Raw genomic sequence first — 20,259 nt, 5'->3', positions numbered from 1 at the left:
CACTTGGGCGGGGATGTGCCCTGGGATGTGCGGTATGAGCCCTGGGGTGTGCGGGATGAGCCCTGCGTTATGCGGGACGGCTGCGTCGTGCGGGACGGCTGCGTCGTGCGGGGTGAGACGGAGGCGGAGCTAGACGGTGCCGTAGAGGCGGTCGCCGGCGTCGCCGAGGCCCGGAACGATGTAGCCGTTCTCGTTGAGGTGGTCGTCGAGCGCGCCGAGCACGATCGTCACGTCGCGGCCCTGGGTGGCCTTCTCGATCGCGGCGAGACCCTCGGGTGCCGCGAGCAGGCAGATGGCCGTGACATCCACGGCGCCGCGGTCGAAGAGATAGTTGATGGCCGCGAGCAGCGAGCCGCCCGTGGCGAGCATGGGGTCGAGCACGAAGCACTGGCGGTCGGAGAGATCGTCGGGCAGGCGTTCGGCGTAGGTCGTCGGCTGCAGGGTCTCCTCGTTGCGCACCATGCCGAGGAAGCCCACCTCGGCCGTGGGCATGAGCTTGACCATGCCCTCGAGCATGCCCAGCCCGGCGCGCAGGATCGGCACGACGAGCGGCTTGGGCTCGCTCAGCGCGAGGCCGCGCATGGGGGCGACGGGCGTCTCGATGTCGATCGGCTGGGTGCGCACGCCGCGGGTCGCCTCGTAGGCGAGCAGGTTCACGAGCTCCTCGGTGAGGGAGCGGAAGATGGGCGACGGAGTCGTGCGCTCTCGCAGCACCGTGAGCTTCTGCGTGATGAGCGGGTGATCGGCAACGTGGACTCGCATAGGCTCAATCTATCGGAGGTGACCCGTGACGGCATCCAGCCACTTTCCCGCGCAGTATCGCGAGTGGATGCGCGACGCCCTCGACGAGGCGCGCGGGGCCCTCGCGACTCACGACGTGCCCGTCGGAGCGATCGTCGTGGATGCCGCGGGCCGCCGCATCGGCGTCGGGCGCAACGAGCGCGAGGCCCGGCACGACCCGACCGCGCACGCGGAGATCCTCGCGATCCGGCAGGCCGCGGCATCCCTCGGCGAGTGGCGGCTGACAGGGGCGACCCTCGTCGTGACCCTCGAGCCGTGCGTGATGTGCGCGGGAGCGATCGTGGCTGCCCGCCTCGACCGGGTCGTCTTCGGCGCCTGGGACGAGAAGGCGGGCGCGGCGGGCTCGCTCTACGACGTGCTGCGCGACCGCCGGCTCAACCACCGCGTCGAGGTCGTCGCGGGGGTCGAGGAGGCCGAGTGCGGCGCCCTGCTCACGGAGTTCTTCCGCGCCGCACCGGCCTGACCGCTCGCGCCGCCGCCGCCCACGCCTTCCCGCCGCCTCCCCCTCCCCCCCCTCCCTCACCCTCGCGTCACTCAAAACGACGGAGATTTGGCCGAAAACGGGCCGAATCTCGCAGATCGGGCCCGTTTTCGGCCAAATCTCCGTCGTTTTGAGTGGGCGGCGAGGAGGAAGGTGTGAGTGGGCGGGGAGGAGGGGAGGAACGGCGAGAGGCGGGGAGGCGGAGAGGGCGCGTTACTCGAGGCCTTTGATGACGATCGCGTCGGTCGGCGGGGTGGGGGCCGCGGGGTCGATGTAGACGTCGGGTTCGATATAGATGACCCGCGCGAGAGGAACGGCCGCGCGGATCCGCTCCTCGATCGTGTTGACGGAGGTCGCGACATCCTGAAACCGCGACTCGGAGGCGAAGGAGAGCTTCGCGCCGACCAGCAGCTCGTCCGGCCCCAGATACAGGGTCTTCATGTGGATGATGCGCTGGGCCTCGCCGCCGGAGGCGATGGCCCTCTCGATCGCGTCGAGGTCTTGCTGGCTCGCGCCCTCGCCCACGAGCAGGCTCTTCGTCTCGATGCCCAGCACGATCGCGACCGCCACGAGCAGCACGCCGATGAAGAGGGTGCCGATGCCGTCCCAGATGCCGTCGCCCGTGAGAACGGAGAGCACGACGCCGATCATGGCGAAGGCGAGGCCGAGCAGCGCCGCGGTGTCTTCGAGCAGCACGACCGGCAGCTCGGGCGACTTGGAGCGACGGATGAACTGGAACCAGCTGCCCGGCCCCTTGTGCGGGCGGGACTCGCGGATGGCCGTGCGCAGCGAGAAGCTCTCGAGCACGATGGCGATCGCCAGCACGAGGATCGGCAGCCACGGCACGTCGATCGGGTGCGGGTGGGTCAGCTTCTCGATGCCCTCGTAGACGGAGAAGACGCCACCGACCGAGAACAGGATGATCGAGACCACGAAGGCGTAGACGTAACGCTCGCGCCCGTAGCCGAAAGGATGCTCCAGGTCGGCCCGTTTCTTCGCCTTGCGACCGCCGAGCAGCAGGAGCACCTGGTTGCCGGAGTCGGCGAGGGAGTGCACACCCTCGGCGAGCATGGAGCTCGAGCCCGAGAAGAACCAGGCGATGAACTTCGTGATCGCGATCCCCAGGTTGGCCAGGAGGGCCGCGATGATCGCCTTGTTGCCTCCGCTAGCGCTCATTGAGTGGTCCCTTCGCGTGCACGTGGTGGTTCGGGGCGGCTGTCGTCGCCCGCAGCGACAATCCTATGAGCCGATCGCGGCCCTCGCTCGCGCGTCGGGCGAACGGGGCGCGGTCACTCGCTGAACGCGATCGCGCAGGTCTGTTCGGCGGCCGTCTGGCCTTTGATGCCGTCGATCGCGGTCGGCGGTGCGGGAGGGGCATCCGTCGACGGCGCATCCGGAGCCGTGGTCTCAACGGGCGCCGGCGCGGCGGGATCGCCGGGCGCCGCGGTCGCACCCGGGCCCATCGCGTCGGCGCCGAGAGTGAACGGCTGGTCGGCGCTGATCTGCCCGAAGAGCTGCGCGGCGAGGTCGGAGTCGGGCACGAGCCGGTTGGCGTCGTCGGGATCGGTGAGCGTGGGGTACTGCACGAAGACGAGCTTGTCGAGGTCGACGTCTTTGAGCGCGAGCGCCATCGACACCATCGAGTCGAGGCTCGCGAGCGAGGTCGACAGCTTGATGTTCTGCGTGGCCGCGCGGGCGAGGCCGTAGAGCTTGCCGATGTCGGTGAGGGTGTCCTCGCTGCGGATCTTGCGCATGAGCGACGAGAGGTACGACTGCTGCGACGAGATGCGGGAGAGGTCGCCGCCGTCGCCGACGCCGTGCCGGCTGCGCAGGAAGGCGAGCGCCTGGGTACCCGAGATGACGCTCGTTCCCGCCGGCAGGTCGAGCCCCGAGTACGGGTCGGCGATCGGCTCCTCGAGGCACACGGGCACCCCGCCGACGGCGTCGCTCATGGCGATGACGCCGTTGAATGAAACGAGACCGGCATACGGGATGTCGAGGCCGGTCAGCTGCGAGATCGTCGCCGTCACGCAGCCCAGGCCCCCGCGCTCGAGGGCATCGTTGAGGGGCCGGGCCGACATCGCGTCGAACGTCTCGCCGGTCTCGGGGTCGGTGCACTCCGGATGCGGGATGACGAGGTCGCGCGGAAAGCTCACGACGACCGCGTTGCGCTGGTCTTCGGAGACGTGCAGCAGGATGTTGACGTCGTTGAGGTCGGCATCGCGCTCGCCGAAGGCGTCGCCCTGGTCTTTGTCGTTGTCGGAGCCCACGATGAGCACGTTGAAGCCGCCCGGGATGCTGCCGATCTGCGGCGGCGGCGCGGCGGGCTCGGTTCCGTTGGAGATGTCGACGGCGTTGGCCGTGACCTCCTGGCTGAGCGAGCCCAGCGCGACGGCCGCGACGGATGCCGAGGCCACGAGGACGCAGGCGGCGCCGATCGCCACGATCCTCAGGATGAACAGCGAGGCGTGCGACTGCCGCAGTCGGCCGTGGCGGGGTGTCTGCTGTGCATCGCTCACGAGCGCCGATCCTAGCCGGGCTCGCGGAGAAACGGGTGGGGAGTCGCGGGGGATTCCCGATCACCGCTGGACTGGATCGGCTCAGCCGAGCGCGCTTCGCGGTCGGCGAGAACCGCCCGCCGGGCCCGTGCGCGCGGCTGGGCCGCGCGAACTACGATGGGCAGGTGACCGTCGAGCTTCCCTCCATCAGCATCCTCGGCGCCGGCTCCATGGGCCGCGCCATCCTCAGCGGGCTCGTGCGGCCCGGCGTGATCGTGAGCGGCGGCATCCGCGTCACCAATCGCGGTGCGAAGAAAGCTGCAGAGCTGAGCGGCCTGCGCGGGGTCACTGCGCTGTCGACCGAGCAGGATGCCGGGGCCAACCTCGTGGCCGTCGCGGGCGCCCGCGTGGTGCTCGTCGCCGTCAAGCCGTACATGGTGCCCGATCTGCTCGACGAGATCGCGGGGGCCCTCATGCCCGGGGCGATCGTCGTGAGCGTCGCGGCCGGCGTGACCGTGCAGACCTTCGAGTCGCACCTGCCCGAGTCGGTGCGGGTCATCCGCTCGATGCCGAACACCCCCGCCTTCGTCGGCAAGGCCGTGACCGGGGTCAGCCCGGGCACGCGATCGGACGACGACGACCTGGCCGTCGTGACGGCGCTCTTCGGCACGGTCGGCGACGTCGTGGTCGTGCCCGAGTCGCAGCTCGACGCGCTCAGCGCGATCTCGGGCTCCGGCCCCGCCTACGTCTTCTACCTCATCGAGCAGCTCACGGCCGCCGCCATCGACAAGGGCTTCACCCCGGAGCAGGCGCGGCTGCTCGTGAACGGCACCTTCCTGGGCGCCTCCGAGCTGCTCGTGTCGAGCGGCGAGGAGCCCGCCGAGCTGCGCCGCAAGGTCACGAGTCCTGGCGGAACGACCGAGCGCGCCATCGCCGAGCTCGAGAAGGCCGGGCTCAAGCAGCTGTTCGACACCGCGACATCCGCCGCTCTCGCCCGCTCGGGCGAGATGGCCGCCGGCAACTAGCTGCCCTCCTTGCTTCTTGCCCTTGCTCCCGCTCCCTGTTCCTTGCTCCTGCTCCTTGCTCAAAGCTCAAAACGACGGACTTTTTCGCCCAGCTGCGCCGTTTCTAGCGCAAATGGCCCACCGCGGGCGAAACCTCCGTCTTTTTGAGTGACGAGGGTTCTGCGCGGAGGCGCGGAGGCGCGGAGGAGGCTCGGGACGCCTTGCACCCGCGTTCGTGCTCAAAACGACGGACTTTTCCGCTGAAACGGGCACTTTCGCGCCGAAAAGTGCTTTCTGAGGGCAAATCTCCGTCGTTTTGAGTAAGCAAGAAGGAGGAGGAGGCTCAGGTGCCGAGGGCGGCGAACTTCTCCAGGTCTTTGGTGGTGCCGGAGACGATGATGAGGTCGTGGTTCGAGACGATCGTGTCGGCCGTCGCGTAGGTGAAGGGCTTGCCCGGCGACTTCACGCCCACGACCGTGACGTTGTGCTTCGAACGCACCCCCGACTCGGTGAGGTTGAGGCCGCGGATCGGCTTCGGCGGGTACATCTTCACGAGCGCGAAGTCGTCGTCGAACTGGATGTAGTCGAGCATGCGCCCCGAGACGAGGTGCGCGACGCGCTCGCCGGCCTCGGCCTCGGGGTAGATCACGTGGTTGGCGCCGATGCGCTCGAGGATCTTGCCGTGCGACTGCGAGATGGCCTTCGCCCAGATCTGCGGGATCTTCAGGTCGACGAGGTTGGCCGCGATGAGCACGCTGGCCTCGACGGATGACCCGACCGCGCACACGGCGACCGAGAAGTCCTGCGCGCCGATCTGCCGCAGCGCGTCGATGTTCTTCGCGTCGGCCTGCACCGCGTGGGTGACCCGCTCGGCCCACTTCTGCACGAGCTCCTCGTTCGTGTCGATGACGAGCACTTCGCGGTCGAGCCGGGCGAGCTGGCCGGCGGTGGCCGCGCCGAAACGGCCGAGGCCGATGACGAGAACCGGGGCGTCGTGCTTGTTGCGGTCAACCAACGATGGGCCTCTCTTCCGGGCGTTTGTAGAGCATCCTGCTCTGGCTCGCGGCCAGAGCGGCGGCGAGAGTCACTGTACCAACGCGGCCCATGAACATCGTCGCGGCGAGCACGTAGGCCGCGGCCGGTGGCGCGTCGGCGGCCACGCCCGTGGAGAGACCGCAGGTGGCGAAGGCGGAGATGACGTCGAAGAGCACCTTGTCGAGGGGGTCTTTGGTGATCTGCAGCACGAGGATCGTGGAGACGGCCACGGTCGTCGCCCCCCACAGCACGACGCTCACGCCGAGTCGCAGCACGTCGCCGGGGATCCGTCGGCCGAAGGCCTCCATCGCCGGGCGGCCGCGTGCCTCGGCGAACGCGGCGAGGAAGAGCACAGCGAGGGTCGTGACCTTGATGCCACCGGCTGTCGACGCCGAGCCGCCGCCGATGAACATGAGCATGTCGCTCACGAGCAGGCTCGAGCCGTTCAGGTCGTTCATGTCGATCGTCGAGAAACCGCCCGAGCGCGTCATGTTGGAGAGGAAGAACGACTGGAAGATCGTATCGCCGACGTTCAGATGCCCGAAGGTCTTCGGATTGGCGTATTCGAGGATGATGAAGGTGGCGGCCCCGGCGACGAGCAGCAGCAGTGTGGTCAGCAGCGTGAGCTTGACGTGCACCGACCATTTGCGCGGGCTCTTCAAGCCGCGGCTGAGCGTGTAGATGACGGGGAAGCCGATCGCGCCGAGGAAGACCCCGAGCATAAGCGTGCCGAGGAACCAGTAGTCGTTGGCGAACGGCGCCAGGCCTTCGGCGTTGGGGCTGAAGCCCGTGTTGGTGAACGCCATCGCCGAGTAGTAGAGGCTGTGCCAGACGGCGTCGCCGACGCCGACGCCGTCGAGGAGCATCCGCGGGAAGAGCAGCAGGGCGATGACGGCCTCGATGACGAGGGCGCTGATCGCGACGGTGGCGAGCAGGTTGCCGACCTCGCCGAGGCGCACGGCCTGGCTCTCGGAGACCGGACCGACGTGCATACGCGAGGGGTTCGAGTCGCTCGCCGCCATGAGCTTCGCGCGCAGTCCCAGCCGGCGGGAGATGACGAGACCGAGGATCGAGGCGAGCGTGAGCACGCCGAGACCGCCGATCTGAACGCCCACGTAGATGAGCACGTGGCCGAACGGGGTCCAGTAGGTGGCCATGTCGACGGTCGCGAGGCCTGTGACGCAGATGACCGACATGGCCGTGAAGAAGGCGTCGTGAAGCGGTGCGATCTGGCCCGAGCTCGTGGAGATCGGCAGCGAGAAGAGCAGCGTGAAGACGAGCACGAGCGATGCGAAGACCAGGATCGCGAACCGGGACGGCGACTTGCGCACGAAGCCGTCGACGAACTCGCCGATCGCGGAATACCAGGGCATCGCGGGGGATCCGATGCGCGGCTTCGAGTAGCCCGTGCTCATCGAACCCCCTGATCGAGTGGGACAGCCAACAGCTTGTCATGGTACTCCGAACCGGGAGTGGCTAGCCTGGGTTCATGGCGGACATCTTCGACGTGGTGGCGGACTCGACCAGGCGCGACATCCTGGGCATCTTGCTCGAGCGCTACGAGGCCGGAGGGCACACGCCGGGCGAGATCAGCGTCTCCGAGATCGTGAACCGGTTGGGCCTCAGCCAGCCGACCGTGTCGAAGCACCTGAAGGTGCTGCGCGACGCGGGACTCGTGACCGTGCGGGAGGAGGGCCAGCACCGGTACTACCGCCTCGACTACTCGCCGCTCGAGCAGGTCGAGGACTGGCTCATCCCTTTTCTGAGCGCCGATCTGGATGAGGAGGCCCGTCGCGACGAGCTGGCCGTGGCCCTCGGCACCGAGTCCCTCGCCCTCGCCGAGAGGATCGGCAAGGCCGCGGCGGCGACCACCCACCAGGTGCAGCACGTCGTCAACCCGAAGAAGTGGCGCAAGAGCTGAGCTGACGCCGATCGGGCGCGGTATCGACCCGCGACGACCTGCGTCGACCCGGCGCGGCAGCCGTCGGGGAGGCCCTGCGGCGCCTCGCGTGCGCACCTCTGGACACGCCGGCGCGCCAGGCCCTACAGTTACCTTCAATCACTCCAGTAACACGAGGATGCCGCCCCGTGGCAGCGAGCGGGCGACGAGGGGTTCAGATGGCGGGCGATCTTTCCGATGTGCGTTTTCTCACGGTGGCCGAGGTCGCCGCGATGATGCGCGTCTCCAAGATGACCGTCTACCGCCTGGTGCACTCGGGCGACCTCCCCGCGATCCGGTTCGGGCGCTCGTTCCGGGTGCCGGAGTCGGCGGTCGCCGCAGCTGTCGAGAACCACATCGCCGACACCGCCTGAGGGCTGTCGAGCACGGTCTGAGACCGCGAACGGCGGTGCCCAGCCGCATCCGCTAGACTGACGCGAGTCATTTTCTGCTTTTCGCCGCCCCCTGTGCGGCAAGCTCCAATCTTTGTGAGGTCCGTGTGGGTTCAGTCATCAAGAAGCGTCGCAAGCGTATGGCGAAGAAGAAGCACCGCAAGCTGCTTCGTAAGACGCGCCACCAGCGTCGCAACAAGAAGTAGCCTCCGGCTGCTGACGGCGAGCGCTAGGCCCGTGAGGGTCCTGGCGCTTTTTGTTGTGCGCTGCGTTCCCGAGGTGCGCAGCGTTCCCGAGGCCCGTTGGGCCTCCGTTGTGCGCAGCGTTCCCGAGGTGCGCCGGGCTTCAGAGGTGCGCCGAGCGGATGCCGCACCTTTAGGCTTGAGGAATGGCCACCGTTCAGCTCACCCTCGTCGGCAAACCGGGGTGTCATCTCTGCGACGACGCCCGCACGATCGTGCTCGGCGTGCTCGACGAGCTGCGCTCAGACCCCTCCGCTCCCGCGACGGCGCTGGAGGAGCTCTCGATCCTCGACGACGAGCAGCTCCACGAGCGCTACGTGGAGGAGATCCCCGTGCTGCTCATCGACGGCCGGGTGCACAACTACTGGCGCATCGACCCGGACCGCCTGCGCTCCGCGCTCCTCACCGCGTAATCCCGCCACTCGCCGTCACACCTCTGGAGAAGTCATGACCGTTCGCCACGTCGTCACCTGGAAGCTGCTCGCCACCGAGCCCGAGGAGAAGGCCGCGGCCGCCGCGCGCATAGCGGAGCTGCTCGTCGCGCTTCCGGCCACGGTGTCGGAGATCCGCGACATCCGCGTCGGCGCGAACTCTGTCGACGCCGAAGGGAACTGGGACGTCGTGCTCATCGCCGACTACGACGATGCCGAGGCCCTGGGACGCTATCAGGTGCACCCCGACCACCAGGCGGCGGCCGGCGTCATCCGCACCCTCGTCAGCGAGCGCGCGACCGTCGACTTCGAGCTCTGAGCGTCACTCCGACCGCTTCACTCAGGCGTCGAGCGCGGGTTTGTTCGCGGGCGCTGCCCTTCGGGGCTCGTCGCCCGAGAACAAACCCGCGCTCGACGTGCAGCGTCCGCCGGAAAGACGAACGGGCCCGCCGAGACGTCGTCTCCGCGGGCCCGTTCCTGTCGCTCGAGGTCAGTGCGCGAGCGCGACGCTCTTGAGGTGGTCGTACTCGGCCTGCGTGATCGCGCCGGAGTCGAGCAGCGCCTTCGCCTTCGCGATCTCGTCGGCCGGGCTCGAGCCCGCGACCGTCTTGATGTACGCGTCGGTGTCGCGCTTCGCCTCGCTGACAGCGGCCTGCTGGCGCTCCGCCATCCCGCGTCCCCGCGCGATGAGGTAGACCAGTGCGGTGAGGAGCGGCACGAAGATCAGGAAGATGATCCACAGGGCCTTCCACCAGCCGTTGAGCTTGTGATCGCGGAACAGGTCACCGATGATCGAGAAGAGCACCATCAGGTAGGCGATGAACAAGAAGCTGACGATGATGAACCAGATGAAGTCCCAGAATCCCATGAGGATGTCCTTGCTGTGTTGGGCGGGACCAAGACATGTCCCGCGGATGACAACAAACTAGCGCGTGAATGCTCCGGTGCGACACGTTTTGTCGCGATTTGCCGGGTGTGCCCGCGCTAAGGGGTCGATCTCGCGTCCACCTCGCCGGGAGGGGTTCCCTGAGAGAGCTCGGTGGGCTACCGTCGAGGCACGACCAGTGGGGGCTGGCGACAACGATGACGTTGGCCGAACTGGCAGTGGGAGGGGACCAACGTGCCAAAAAAGTTCAGCGGCGTCATCAACCTCGACATCCGGGACTCCGTTCCGGACTGGACGCCTTACATCGCCGACAAAGCCCCCGAGGGCTCGCCCAATGTGCTCATCATCCTGTTCGACGATACGGGCCTCGCCGCCTGGTCGCCGTACGGCGGGCGCATCTCGATGCCGACCATGGACCGCCTGGCGGCCAACGGCCTCACCTACACGCAGTGGCACACGACCGCGCTGTGCTCGCCGACCCGGTCGAGCTTCCTGACCGGCCGCACCCACCACCAGAACGGATTCGCGAGCATCTCCGAGGGCGCCATGGGCTTCCCGGGCTCGAACTCGCACATCCCGTTCGAGAACGCCTTCCTCGCCGAGGTGCTGCGGGAGAAGGGCTGGAACACCTTCTGGGTGGGCAAGAACCACAACGTGCCGATCGACGAGTGGCACGCCGGCGCGACGAAGCGCAACTGGCCTCTCGCCCGCGGCTTCGACCGCTTCTACGGCTTCCTCGGCGGCGAGACCAACCAGTGGTACCCCGACCTGACCGAGGACAATCACGCCGTCGACCAGCCCTACCTGCCGGATGACGGCTACCACCTCTCGAAGGACCTCGCCGACAAGGCCATCGAGTTCATCCGCGACTCGCGGCAGACCGCGCCCGAGAAGCCCTGGTACATGTTCTTCTGCCCGGGAGCCAACCACGCCCCGCACCACGCGCCCCAGGAGTGGATCGACAAGTACAAGGGGCAGTTCGACGACGGCTACGAGGCGTACCGCGACTGGGTGCTCCCGCGGATGGTCGAGCGCGGCATCCTGCCCGAGGGCACCGACATCACCGAGATCAACCCGATGCCCGACGGCACCTTCGCCCCCGCCGACTCGGTGCGGCCGTGGGAGTCGCTCTCGGACGAGGAGAAGGCGCTCTTCTCCCGGATGGCGGAGGTCTACGCGGGCTTCTCCTCTTACACCGACTACGAGACCGGCCGCATCATCGACTACCTCGAGGAGTCCGGCCAGCTCGACAACACGATCGTGATGTTCGCCGCCGACAACGGGGCGTCCGGTGAGGGCAGCCCCGACGGCTCGGTCAACGAGGGCAAGTTCTTCAACGGCATCCCCGACGACATCGAGCAGAACCTCTCGATGATCGACAAGCTCGGCAGCCCCGACACCTACAACCACTACCCGACCGGGTGGGCGATGGCCTTCTCGACGCCGTTCCGCATGTTCAAGCGCTACTCCTACCAGGGCGGGGTCGCCGATCCGCTCGTCATCTCCTGGCCGGCGGGCATCACGGCCCGCGGCGAGGTGCGCAACCAGTACCACCACGTGACCGACATCGTGCCGACGCTGCTCGAGGCGCTCGGGGTCGAGTTCCCCGAGGTGGTCAACGGCTACGAGCAGACGCCCCTGCCGGGCGTCTCGATGGCCTACACCTTCGATGCAGAGCCGGATGCCCCGACCACGAAGACCACGCAGTACTACGAGATGCTCGGCACACGTGCCATCTGGCACGAGGGCTGGAAGGCCGTCGCCGTGCACGGCCCCACCTCCGACATCGGCAACTTCGACAAAGACGTCTGGCAGCTCTTCAACACCGACGAGGACCGCTCGGAGGCCAACGACCTCGCCGAGCAGTATCCCGAGAAGGTCAAGGAGTTCGTCGACCTGTGGTTCCAGGAGGCGGAGAAGTACAACGTGCTGCCGCTCAACGACCTCTCGGCGAGCGAGATCCTCAAGATGGAGATCCCCGCGGTGATCCCGCCGAGCGGCACCTACACCTACTACTCCGGGGCCTCCGACGTGCCCGAGCGGATGGCGGCCAACGTGCACGGCGTCTCGTACACGATCGTCGTCGAGCTCACGGTCGACGAGCCGGACGCCGAGGGCGTGCTCTTCGCGCAGGGCTCGCGCTTCGGCGGCCACTCGCTCTTCGTGAAGAACAGGAAGCTCTGGTACGCCTACAACTTCCTCGGCATCCCGCCGGAGACGCAGATCGTCTCCGAGGTGGAGCTCACCCCCGGCTCGCACATCGTGGGGCTCGAGTTCTCGAAGGAGTCGGTGGGCCAGTACGGAGTCTCGGTGGGCACCGCGAAGCTCTACATCGACGACGAGGTCGTGGCTGAGGGCCCGCTCACGACGATGTCGGGCCACTTCTCGCTCTGCGGAGAAGGCCTCGGGGTGGGGCGTGACGGCGGCGACCCGGTGAGCAAGGAGTACAGCCACGGCTTCGACTTCCGCGGCGGCACGATCGTCAAGGCGCAGGTGCACGTCGGCGACGACGCCTTCATCGACATGGAACGGATGCTCGCAGCGGCCATGGCACGGGACTGACGGTGAGCGCGCGTCCGGGCTGGTTCCTGCCGACGCTGTCGGGGTATCGCAGGAACTGGCTCGGGCCCGACATCCTCGCCGGCGTCAGCGCGGGGGCCGTCGTCGTGCCGCAGGCGATGGCGTACGCGACGATCGCCGACCTTCCCGTGCAGATCGGCCTGTACACCTGCATGGTGCCCATGCTCGTGTACGCGCTGCTGGGCGGCTCGCGGGCCATGAGCGTCTCGACGACGTCGACGATCGCGACCCTCACCGCGACGACGCTCGTGACGGCGGGGGTCGCCGCGAACTCGGATGACGCGACCCGCGACCTCATGACGTTGACACTGCTCGTGGGGCTCATGCTGCTGCTCGCGCGCCTGCTCAAGCTCGGCTCCCTCGTCGAGAACATCAACAAGGCGACCATCATCGGCATCCAGGTGGGGGTCGGGGCGACGGTCGCCGTCGGGCAGCTGCCGAAGATGCTCGGCGTCGACAGCAACTTCAGCGGCCACGGCTTCGTGCGCTCGCTCGCGGCGACAATCGAGGTCGTTCCCCGGGCGAACCTCGCGACCGTGCTGCTGTCGGTCAGCTCGATCGCGGTGCTCCTGCTCGTCAAGCGGTTCGCGCCGCGGGTGCCCGGGCCGCTCATCGTGGTGGTCGGCGGCATCCTGCTCGCGGCCTTCAGCGGGCTGACGGATGCCGGGGTCGCGCTCATCGCGCCCGTGCCGCAGGGCATCCCGCTGCCCGGCCTGCCGTCGTTCGCGGATGTCGGATCCCTTGTTCCGGGGGCGCTCGCGATCGCCGTGATGGCCTTCCTCGAGAGCACCTCGGTGGCGCGGGGCATCCGGCGCACGGGCGAGAAGCAGATCGACAGCGATCAGGAGCTGCTCGCGACATCCGCCGCCAACCTCGCCGGCTCGTTCTTCCAGACTCTGCCCGCTGCGGGCGGCTTCTCGCAGAGCGCCGTGAATCAGGGCGCGGGTGCGCGCACCCAGCTCTCGACCCTCGTGACGGCCGGGCTCGCCGTGCTCGTCGCGCTCTTCCTCGGAGGGGTGCTGAGCCTCCTGCCCCAGGCGACCCTCGCCGCGATGGTGTTCGTGGCCGTCGCGGGCCTCATCGACGTGCGGGGGCTAGCGCGGCTCGCCCGGATCAGCCCCGTCGAGTTCTGGATCGCCATCGCCACGACGATCGTCGGGCTCACCGTGGGGCTGCTGCCGGCGGTCGCCGTGGGCGTCGTGACGACCCTCGTGACGGTGCTGCGCGAGCTCAACAAGCCGCGCGTCTCGGCGGGGGAGCGGCGTGGCGAGGTGCTGACGGTGAAGCTCGAGGCGCCCCTCTACACGGCGAACGTGCTCGGCACCGAGCTCGCCGTCCTCGCCCTCGTCGAGACGGCTCGGGCTGCGCAGCCGGTGCGCGCGGTCGTGCTCGACATGTCGGTGATCCAGGCGACCTCGGTGACCGTGCTCGACACCCTCGCCGACCTCGACCGCGAGCTCGGACAGCTCGGCGTCTCGCTGCGGATCGCCGCCCTGCCCGAGGCGTCTGCCGCGCTCGCCCGCAAGACCTCGTGGTTCCGCGGGCTCGAAGAGGGCGGGCGAGTGTTCCCGACGGTGGGCGAGGGGTTGGAGGCGCGGGCGGTCACCGAGGGGGAGACAGGCTGATCGCGCCGCCGCGCCGGGTGCGGATGCCTCAGCACGGCGTGTGCGCGGATCCGTCCTGTTCTGCGACCGGCGGCGCGGGGCGAGTGGCCGCGAGTGGGCGCGAGTGCGGCGAGGGGTGTCGTCAGGGGAGACTGCGGGCGCAGCGGAAGCCGATGTGGGTGGTCGCCGTGTCGTCGGCCTGCGGGGAGCGCGCGGCGGGGCGGTAGCGCAGGCAGTACTCGGGGGCGCAGAGGTGCGAGCCGCCCTTGAGCACCCGGCGCGGGATCGTCGATCCGGGCTCCGCGCTCGCCGCCGCGAGCCGCGCGTCGCGACCGGTCGCGCCGGGGCCGCAGGCGCACGAGGCCCCGTGGTCGGCGGAGGCGCCGTGGTGGTCGTGGGCGGCGTGGTCGGCGTGGTCGTGGGAGTGGTCGTGGTCGGCGTGGTCGTGCTGCGCGGCATCCGCTCGATGCAGCGCGGGGTCGTGCCGAGGGGTGTAGTAGTCGCTCGTCCACTCCCAGACGTTGCCGATCATGTCGACGAGCCCGTAGCCGTTGGCGGGGAAGCTGCCGACCGGCGAGGTGCCGATCCAGCCGTCCGCGCCCGTGTTCAGGTAGGGGAAGCGGCCCTGCCAGGTGTTGGCCATGAGCCTGTCGTCCCGGCGGGGCTCGTCGCCCCAGGCGTAGATCGTGGCGTCGCCGCCGCCGTGCGCCGCGAACTCCCACTCCAGCTCGGTCGGCAGGCGTTTGCCGGCCCAGACGGCGTAGGCCGAGGCATCCTCGAACGACACCTGGGTCACGGGATGCTCGTCGCGGCCGTGCACGGGTATGTCGGGGCCGTAGGGCATACGCCAGGTGGCCCCGGGCCGCCACGACCACCACTGCCGCCAGTCGTTCAGGTCGACCGGCCCGCTCGTGGGAGTGAAGGCGAGGGCTCCCGGCACGAGATCCTCGACGGCGACGCCCGGATAGCTCGCAGGGTCGAGCGGCCGCTCGGCCCCGGTGACGTAACCGGTCTCCGCGACGAACGCGGCGAAGTCGCGCACCGTCACGGGCCGCTCGTCGATCTCGAAGGCCCCCACCGTCGCGCGGTGCACGGGCCCCTCCTCGGCGTAGAACCCCTCGGCCCCCATCGTGAAGCTGCCGCCCTCGACCCGCACCATCGCCGCCGTCATGCAGCCATCCTGCCACCCTCGGCGGCGCGGCGGCAGCCGTGGCGCACTTTCCTCGTCGCGGCGCACTGTCGAAGGTGCGCCGCGACGAACACCGTGCGCCGCGAATCAGAGGGGCGGGGAGGGGCGCGAGCTAGGGGAGGAGGCGGTTGGGGCCGCGGAAGAGGTAGGTGACCTCGCGGATGGAGGAGAGCCCGAGCATGAGCATGATCACGCGGGCGAGACCCATGCCGAAGCCGCCGTGCGGGGGAACGCCGTAGCGGAAGAAGTCGAGGTAGAAGTCGAGCTCCTCGGGGTCGAGCCCCTTGTCGCGCGCCTGGGCCTCGAGGATCTCGACGCGGTGCTCGCGCTGGGCTCCGGTGGAGATCTCCACCCCGTTGAAGATGAGGTCGTAGCTGTTCGTGAGCGCAGCGTCATCCGCGTGCCTCATGTGGTAGAACGGCCGGATGCTCGAGGCGTAGTCGGTGAGGAAGACGAACTCGTGGCCGAAGGTCTCGCGCACGTAGGCGGCGATCTGGCGCTCGCCCTCCGGATCCATGTCGTCGTCGTGGCGGGGCACCTCGTAGCCGCGCTCGGCCACGATGCGCTTCGCCTCGGCGAGCGGGATGCGCGGGAACGGCGTGGAGGGCACGGTCACCTCGATGCCGAAGAGCGCCTCGATCTCGGCGCCGTGCTTCTCCTTGACGGCCGCGAAGCCCGCGACGAGCAGCTCCTCGTGCAGGCGCATGACGTCTTCGTGGCTGTCGATCCAGCTGATCTCGGAATCGATGCTCGTGAACTCGGTGGCGTGGCGCGAGGTGAAGGAGGGGTCGGCGCGGAACGCGGGCCCCACCTCGAAGACCTTGCCGAAGCCGGCCGGCTGGGCCATCTGCTTGAAGAACTGGGGGCTCTGCGAGAGATACGCCTTGCCCTCGAAGTAGTCGACCTCGAAGAGCTCGGCCTTCGACTCGCTCGCGCTCGCCATGAGCTTGGGGGTGTGCAGCTCGATGAAGTCGTGCTCGACCCAGTAGCTGCGCAGCGCGTGCTCGAAGGTGGTCTGCAGCCGGAAGACGAGGTTCTGCTCGGGGCGGCGCAGGTCGAGGAAGCGCCAGTCGAGGCGCTTGTCGATCGAGCTGTCTGAGGCGATGGGCGTCTCGGCGATGGCCTCGGTGACGACCTCGAGCGAGCTGAGCTTGATCTCGATGCCGCCGAGCTTGACGCGCTCGTCGTGCTTGAGCTCGCCCGTCGCCGTGACGAAGGTTCCCTGCGCGAGCGAGGAGATCGTGATGGCGGGCTCGTCGGCGATCACGACACCCTCGGCGTCGCTGTTGCGCGGGTTGACGAGCTGCACGGCGCCCGACTCGTCGCGCAGCACGACGAACTGCACCTTCTTCTGGTCGCGTACCGTCTCGACCCACCCGGAGACCGTCACGGGCCCGTCGGCGTGCGCGGCCAGGTTCTTGATTACGATGCGTTCACTCACCGGGTCATTCTATGTCGTGACGCTCTCGGCGATTTCGCGGGCGGAGCCTCCGTAGACTGGATGCCGTGGTAGCCAGTCAGATCCATCTCGTTCGGCACGGCGAGGTCCTCAATCCTCACGACGTGCTGTACGGGCGAATCCCCGGCTACGGCCTCTCCGAGCGCGGCCGGCTGATGGCCGCCGCCGCCGCGGCCGATCTCGTCGCCCGCGAGCGCCCCGTCTCCTCTCTCTACGCCTCTCCGCTGCAGCGCGCCCAGGAGTCGGCCCAGCCGATCTCGGAGGCGCTCGGGCTGCCGATCGTCACCGAAGACCGCATCATCGAGCCCACGAACTGGTTCGAGGGCACCAACATGAAGAAGGCCCTCGCCCTGCCGAAGAACTGGTGGGCGCTGCGCAACCCGCGTGTGCCGAGCTGGGGCGAGCCCTACACGCAGGTCTTCGAGCGCATGATGACCGCGATCCAGGATGCCTGGGCCACCGCCGACTCCGGCGACGTCGTCCTCGTGAGCCACCAGCTGCCCATCGTCATGGTGCAGCGGGGGCTCGCCGGCGAGCATCTGTACCACGACCCCCGCAAGCGCCGCTGCGAGCTGTCGAGCATCACGACGCTCGAGCGCAGGGGCGACCGTTTCGTCGAGGTCGGTTACGCGACCCCCGCACAGGCTCTCTCGGCCGGCGCCAAGGACGTCGGCGCGGTGTGAGCGCGGCCGCACGGGTGCGCAGGGCCGGGGTCGCCGTTCTGGCGGCCGCCGCCCTCATCGCGCTCACCGGCTGCACCAGCGACCCGCTCGCCGAGCAGTACCGCGAGGGCAGCAACAAGGGCTACATCGCCGCCGACGGCACCGTGACCGAGTTCGATCTGGAGAGCCGCGGCGATCCCGTGGCCTTCTCCGGCACGACGGAGAACGGCGACGAGGTGTCGTCGGCCGACTTCGCGGGCGAGGTGCTCGTGCTCAACTTCTGGTACGCGGGCTGCGCCCCGTGCCGTCTCGAGGCGCCCGATCTGCAGGAGCTCAACGAGAAGTACGACGGCGCGGGGGCGAGCTTCCTCGGCGTGAACGTACGCGACCAGCCGGCGAACGCGACATCCTTCAACAAGACCTACGGCGTCACCTACCCCTCGATCATGGATGTCGAGAAGGGCTCGGTGAAGCTCGCCTTCAGCAGCAACGTGCCGGCGAACGCCGTGCCGACGACGATCGTGCTCGATGCGGAGGGCCGGGTGGCCGCGCGCATCCTCGGCCAGGTGACCGATCCGTCGATCCTCGACACGCTCATTCGCGACACGATCGCCGAGGGGAAGCGGTGAACCCCTTCGGCGAGATCGTCGTGAGCGGCCAGCTTCTCGTCGCGATCCCGATCGCCCTGCTCGCGGGGCTCGTCTCCTTCGCCTCGCCGTGCGTGCTGCCGCTCGTGCCGGGCTACCTGGCCTATGTGGGCGGCATCGCGTCGGGCGCGAACGACCGCTCGACCCGTCGACGCGAGCGCTCGCGCCTGCTGCTCGGCATCTCGCTCTTCGTGCTCGGCTTCTCGCTCGTCTTCGTCGCCTACGGGGCGGCGTTCGGGGCGCTCGGAACCTGGCTCGTGCAGTGGCAGGATCTCGTGACGCGCATCCTCGGCATCGTCGTCATCCTCATGGGCCTCGTGTTCATCGGCCAGTTCACCTTCCTGCAGCGCACCATCAAGCCGGGCTGGGCTCCCGCCACGGGGCTCGCGGGGGCGCCCCTGCTCGGCATCGTGTTCGGCCTCGGCTGGACTCCGTGCCTCGGGCCGACGCTCGTGGCCATCCAGGCGCTCAGCTACGGCTCGGGCTCGCCGGCGCGCGGCGCCCTGCTCGGCCTCTTCTACTGCATCGGCCTCGGCGTGCCGTTCCTTCTGGTGGCTCTCGGCCTCGACTGGGTGGCCGGCTCCGTCGCCTTCCTCAAGCGTCACATCCGCACGATCAACATCATCGGCGGTGCGGTCCTGGTGCTCATCGGCGTGCTGATGGTCTCGGGTGTCTGGACGATCTGGATGTACGAACTGCAGGCGGTGATCCAAGGCTTTGTCCCGGCCATCTGACCACATCGACTCACCGGATCCGGCTCGCTCCGGCGACGACGTCAACCAGCCGAAGCTCGGCGTCGTCGGCTGGCTGCGCTGGTTCTGGCGGCAGCTCACGAGCATGCGCACGGCGCTCTTCCTGCTGCTGCTGCTCGCGATCGCTGCCGTTCCGGGGTCCCTCGTGCCGCAGCGCAGCTCCGACCCCAACGGCGTCACGCAGTACTTCGCCGACAACCCCGACCTCGCGCCCGTGCTCGACAAGTTCCAGGCCTTCGACGTCTACGGCTCGGTCTGGTTCTCGGCCATCTACCTGCTGCTCTTCGTCTCGCTCATCGGCTGCGTCATCCCGCGCACCAAGCACCACTTCCAGGCTCTGCGGGCGAAGCCGCCGCGCACGCCCGTGCGGCTCACGCGGCTCGAGGGCTACACCGAGCGGATCGTCGACGACGTCACGGCGGCGGATGCGATCGAGGAGGCCCGCGGCATCCTCAAGCGCTCCGGCTACCGGGTGGCGACCTTCCACAACGGGCCCGAGATGTCGGTGTCGGCCGAGCGCGGCTACCTGCGCGAGACGGGCAACCTCGTCTTCCACAGCGCGCTCGTCGGAATCCTGCTCACCGTGGGCGTGGGCGGCGGCTTCGGCTTCAGCGGGCAGCGGGTGCTCGTCGAAGGCCAGAGCTTCGTCAACACGATCGGCGACTTCGACTCCTTCAACCCCGGTCGCTTCTTCAACGAAGACGAGCTCGCGCCCTACTCGCTCACGCTCGACAGCTTCCACGTGACCTACGAGCAGCAGAACCAGGACGCCTTCGGGCAGCCGACCGACTTCCGCGCCGACGTGACGACGCTCACCCCCGACGGCGAGCCGCAGCCCGGCGTGATCAAGGTCAACGAGCCGCTGCGTTTCGCGGGCACCGACGTCTACCTGCTCGGCAACGGCTACGCGCCGACCATCACGGTGCGCGACCCCGCGGGCACGGTCGTCTTCACCGACTCGATCCCCTTCCTGCCGCAGGACGCCAACCTCACCTCGATCGGCGTCGTCAAGGTTCCCGACGGGCTCGCCGAGCAGCTCGGCATGATCGGCCTCTTCTACCCGACGCAGGGAGCCCAGGAGGAGCCGTTCTTCTCCTCCTATCCCGACCTCGAGTACCCGACGCTCAGCCTCACCGTCTACGAGGGCGATCTCGGCATCGACGACGGCAAGCCGACCTCGGTCTACACGCTCAGCACCGACGACATGACCGAGATCGCGGGTCGCACGGCCGGCAACGGCATCACGCTCATGCCGGGCCAGACGGCCGAGCTGCCGAAGGGCCTCGGCAGCGTGACCTTCGAGAACGCGTCCCCGGATGCCGCGGAAGGCGACTTCTCGCACAGCGTGGCCCGTTTCGCGTCCCTCGACATCCACCACGACCCCACCCAGGGTTGGGTGCTGCTCTTCGCCGTGCTCATCCTGCTCGGGCTCCTCACCTCGCTCTTCGTGCCGCGCCGGCGCGTCTGGGTGAAGGCGATCGAGGGCGACGACGGCGAGCTGAGGCTCGAGTACGCGGGGCTCGCGCGCGGCGAGGATCCGGCGCTCGCCGACGCCGTGACGGCGATCGCCGACCGCCACGAAGCCCAGCTCGGGCTGCGGGCGGAGACGCGAACAGATGCAGCCAAGCCATAAACTGCCGACGTAGGATGACACTGT

21 protein-coding genes are annotated in these 20,259 nt (G+C 68.8%); 13 read left to right on the top strand and 8 right to left on the bottom strand.

Features of this window, described 5'->3' with window-relative positions:
- Nucleotides 1-129 precede the first annotated feature (129 nt).
- Entirely contained in the window at nucleotides 130-762 is a 633-nt protein-coding gene (gene upp, locus CLV54_RS00355; protein ID WP_100342988.1) for a uracil phosphoribosyltransferase, read from the bottom strand.
- A 67-nt stretch (nucleotides 763-829) separates the two neighbouring features.
- Between upp and tadA the strand changes: the two genes are divergently transcribed.
- Complete coding sequence (gene tadA, locus CLV54_RS00350; RefSeq protein ID WP_100342987.1) at nucleotides 830-1,264, top strand: tRNA adenosine(34) deaminase TadA; 435 nt, start codon at nucleotides 830-832, stop codon at nucleotides 1,262-1,264.
- Nucleotides 1,265-1,495: 231 nt separating this feature from the next.
- Here the strand turns inward: tadA and CLV54_RS00345 are convergent, their stop codons facing one another.
- Both CLV54_RS00345 and CLV54_RS00340 read right to left on the bottom strand, forming a co-directional pair.
- Nucleotides 1,496-2,458 carry a cation diffusion facilitator family transporter gene (locus CLV54_RS00345; RefSeq protein ID WP_100342986.1) on the bottom strand — a complete coding sequence of 321 codons (963 nt, stop codon included), beginning with the start codon at nucleotides 2,456-2,458 and terminating at the stop codon, nucleotides 1,496-1,498.
- A gap of 113 nt (nucleotides 2,459-2,571) precedes the next feature.
- Entirely contained in the window at nucleotides 2,572-3,801 is a 1,230-nt protein-coding gene (locus CLV54_RS00340; protein WP_100342985.1) for an LCP family protein, read from the bottom strand.
- Between the two features lie 164 nt (nucleotides 3,802-3,965).
- On the opposite strand from CLV54_RS00340, the gene proC reads away from it, so the two are divergent.
- Nucleotides 3,966-4,805 carry a pyrroline-5-carboxylate reductase gene (gene proC, locus CLV54_RS00335; protein ID WP_100342984.1) on the top strand — a complete coding sequence of 280 codons (840 nt, stop codon included), beginning with the start codon at nucleotides 3,966-3,968 and terminating at the stop codon, nucleotides 4,803-4,805.
- A gap of 322 nt (nucleotides 4,806-5,127) precedes the next feature.
- On the opposite strand, the gene CLV54_RS00330 is transcribed toward proC, so the two are convergent.
- Both CLV54_RS00330 and CLV54_RS00325 read right to left on the bottom strand, forming a co-directional pair.
- Nucleotides 5,128-5,799 (bottom strand): potassium channel family protein, encoded by a 672-nt coding sequence (locus tag CLV54_RS00330; protein ID WP_100342983.1) that lies wholly within the window; start codon nucleotides 5,797-5,799, stop codon nucleotides 5,128-5,130.
- Nucleotides 5,792-7,234 carry a TrkH family potassium uptake protein gene (locus tag CLV54_RS00325; RefSeq protein WP_100342982.1) on the bottom strand — a complete coding sequence of 481 codons (1,443 nt, stop codon included), beginning with the start codon at nucleotides 7,232-7,234 and terminating at the stop codon, nucleotides 5,792-5,794. Before CLV54_RS00325 ends, CLV54_RS00330 begins: the two co-directional genes overlap by 8 nt.
- 74 nt (nucleotides 7,235-7,308) lie before the next feature.
- Here CLV54_RS00325 and CLV54_RS00320 point away from each other — a divergent pair, with 74 nt between their 5' ends.
- The 5 genes from CLV54_RS00320 to CLV54_RS00300 all read left to right on the top strand — a co-directional run bounded on the left by CLV54_RS00320 (nucleotide 7,309) and on the right by CLV54_RS00300 (nucleotide 9,142).
- On the top strand, nucleotides 7,309-7,740 hold the full coding sequence (locus tag CLV54_RS00320) for an ArsR/SmtB family transcription factor (protein ID WP_100342981.1): 432 nt from the start codon (nucleotides 7,309-7,311) through the stop codon (nucleotides 7,738-7,740).
- A gap of 197 nt (nucleotides 7,741-7,937) precedes the next feature.
- The gene (locus CLV54_RS00315) at nucleotides 7,938-8,132 is read left to right on the top strand and encodes a helix-turn-helix domain-containing protein (protein WP_100342980.1); all 195 of its coding nucleotides are present in this window, start codon (nucleotides 7,938-7,940) and stop codon (nucleotides 8,130-8,132) included.
- A 125-nt stretch (nucleotides 8,133-8,257) separates the two neighbouring features.
- Nucleotides 8,258-8,356 carry a 30S ribosomal protein bS22 gene (locus CLV54_RS00310; protein WP_003792170.1) on the top strand — a complete coding sequence of 33 codons (99 nt, stop codon included), beginning with the start codon at nucleotides 8,258-8,260 and terminating at the stop codon, nucleotides 8,354-8,356.
- A gap of 182 nt (nucleotides 8,357-8,538) precedes the next feature.
- A complete protein-coding gene (locus tag CLV54_RS00305) occupies nucleotides 8,539-8,805 on the top strand; it encodes a glutaredoxin family protein (RefSeq protein ID WP_100342979.1) in 267 nt (88 codons plus the stop codon).
- Between the two features lie 34 nt (nucleotides 8,806-8,839).
- Nucleotides 8,840-9,142, top strand: coding sequence for a Dabb family protein (locus tag CLV54_RS00300; protein ID WP_100342978.1), 303 nt, complete (start codon nucleotides 8,840-8,842; stop codon nucleotides 9,140-9,142).
- Nucleotides 9,143-9,313: 171 nt separating this feature from the next.
- Here the strand turns inward: CLV54_RS00300 and CLV54_RS00295 are convergent, their stop codons facing one another.
- Complete coding sequence (locus CLV54_RS00295) at nucleotides 9,314-9,691, bottom strand: SHOCT domain-containing protein (protein ID WP_100342977.1); 378 nt, start codon at nucleotides 9,689-9,691, stop codon at nucleotides 9,314-9,316.
- A gap of 252 nt (nucleotides 9,692-9,943) precedes the next feature.
- On the opposite strand from CLV54_RS00295, the gene CLV54_RS00290 reads away from it, so the two are divergent.
- Together CLV54_RS00290 and CLV54_RS00285 are read left to right on the top strand one after the other, a co-directional pair.
- A complete protein-coding gene (locus CLV54_RS00290; RefSeq protein WP_100342976.1) occupies nucleotides 9,944-12,271 on the top strand; it encodes an arylsulfatase in 2,328 nt (775 codons plus the stop codon).
- A 2-nt stretch (nucleotides 12,272-12,273) separates the two neighbouring features.
- Complete coding sequence (locus CLV54_RS00285; RefSeq protein ID WP_245861180.1) at nucleotides 12,274-13,914, top strand: SulP family inorganic anion transporter; 1,641 nt, start codon at nucleotides 12,274-12,276, stop codon at nucleotides 13,912-13,914.
- Between the two features lie 121 nt (nucleotides 13,915-14,035).
- Here the strand turns inward: CLV54_RS00285 and CLV54_RS00280 are convergent, their stop codons facing one another.
- Together CLV54_RS00280 and aspS are read right to left on the bottom strand one after the other, a co-directional pair.
- The gene (locus CLV54_RS00280) at nucleotides 14,036-15,064 is read right to left on the bottom strand and encodes a formylglycine-generating enzyme family protein (protein ID WP_100342974.1); all 1,029 of its coding nucleotides are present in this window, start codon (nucleotides 15,062-15,064) and stop codon (nucleotides 14,036-14,038) included.
- Nucleotides 15,065-15,194: 130 nt separating this feature from the next.
- Nucleotides 15,195-16,523 carry an aspartate--tRNA(Asn) ligase gene (gene aspS / locus CLV54_RS00275; RefSeq protein ID WP_100342973.1) on the bottom strand — a complete coding sequence of 443 codons (1,329 nt, stop codon included), beginning with the start codon at nucleotides 16,521-16,523 and terminating at the stop codon, nucleotides 15,195-15,197.
- Nucleotides 16,524-16,588: 65 nt separating this feature from the next.
- Here aspS and CLV54_RS00270 point away from each other — a divergent pair, with 65 nt between their 5' ends.
- From CLV54_RS00270 to resB, 4 genes are read left to right on the top strand one after another with little or no spacing between them, the layout of a single operon-like run.
- The gene (locus CLV54_RS00270; protein WP_100342972.1) at nucleotides 16,589-17,224 is read left to right on the top strand and encodes a histidine phosphatase family protein; all 636 of its coding nucleotides are present in this window, start codon (nucleotides 16,589-16,591) and stop codon (nucleotides 17,222-17,224) included.
- Complete coding sequence (locus CLV54_RS00265; protein WP_100342971.1) at nucleotides 17,221-17,832, top strand: TlpA family protein disulfide reductase; 612 nt, start codon at nucleotides 17,221-17,223, stop codon at nucleotides 17,830-17,832. The genes CLV54_RS00270 and CLV54_RS00265 overlap by 4 nt, the downstream gene beginning before the upstream one ends.
- On the top strand, nucleotides 17,829-18,584 hold the full coding sequence (locus CLV54_RS00260) for a cytochrome c biogenesis CcdA family protein (protein WP_100342970.1): 756 nt from the start codon (nucleotides 17,829-17,831) through the stop codon (nucleotides 18,582-18,584). The genes CLV54_RS00265 and CLV54_RS00260 overlap by 4 nt, the downstream gene beginning before the upstream one ends.
- The gene (resB, locus tag CLV54_RS00255; protein ID WP_100342969.1) at nucleotides 18,568-20,235 is read left to right on the top strand and encodes a cytochrome c biogenesis protein ResB; all 1,668 of its coding nucleotides are present in this window, start codon (nucleotides 18,568-18,570) and stop codon (nucleotides 20,233-20,235) included. Before CLV54_RS00260 ends, resB begins: the two co-directional genes overlap by 17 nt.
- Nucleotides 20,236-20,259: the final 24 nt, after the last annotated feature.

The organism is Compostimonas suwonensis (assembly GCF_002797855.1).
Lineage (GTDB): Bacteria > Actinomycetota > Actinomycetes > Actinomycetales > Microbacteriaceae > Compostimonas > Compostimonas suwonensis.
Note: the sequence above shows the minus strand (reverse complement) of the source record. Positions and strands in the feature narration are given on the sequence as shown.

Bases quoted from the DNA above. Each gene is read 5' to 3' on its own strand.
- upp (WP_100342988.1), bottom strand. From the start codon at position 762: ATGCGAGTCCACGTTGCCGATCACCCGCTCATCACGCAGAAGCTCACG.
- tadA (WP_100342987.1), top strand. From the start codon at position 830: ATGCGCGACGCCCTCGACGAGGCGCGCGGGGCCCTCGCGACTCACGAC.
- CLV54_RS00345 (WP_100342986.1), bottom strand. From the start codon at position 2,458: ATGAGCGCTAGCGGAGGCAACAAGGCGATCATCGCGGCCCTCCTGGCC.
- CLV54_RS00325 (WP_100342982.1), bottom strand. From the start codon at position 7,234: ATGAGCACGGGCTACTCGAAGCCGCGCATCGGATCCCCCGCGATGCCC.
- CLV54_RS00320 (WP_100342981.1), top strand. From the start codon at position 7,309: ATGGCGGACATCTTCGACGTGGTGGCGGACTCGACCAGGCGCGACATC.
- CLV54_RS00315 (WP_100342980.1), top strand. From the start codon at position 7,938: ATGGCGGGCGATCTTTCCGATGTGCGTTTTCTCACGGTGGCCGAGGTC.
- CLV54_RS00305 (WP_100342979.1), top strand. From the start codon at position 8,539: ATGGCCACCGTTCAGCTCACCCTCGTCGGCAAACCGGGGTGTCATCTC.
- CLV54_RS00300 (WP_100342978.1), top strand. From the start codon at position 8,840: ATGACCGTTCGCCACGTCGTCACCTGGAAGCTGCTCGCCACCGAGCCC.
- CLV54_RS00295 (WP_100342977.1), bottom strand. From the start codon at position 9,691: ATGGGATTCTGGGACTTCATCTGGTTCATCATCGTCAGCTTCTTGTTC.
- CLV54_RS00280 (WP_100342974.1), bottom strand. From the start codon at position 15,064: ATGACGGCGGCGATGGTGCGGGTCGAGGGCGGCAGCTTCACGATGGGG.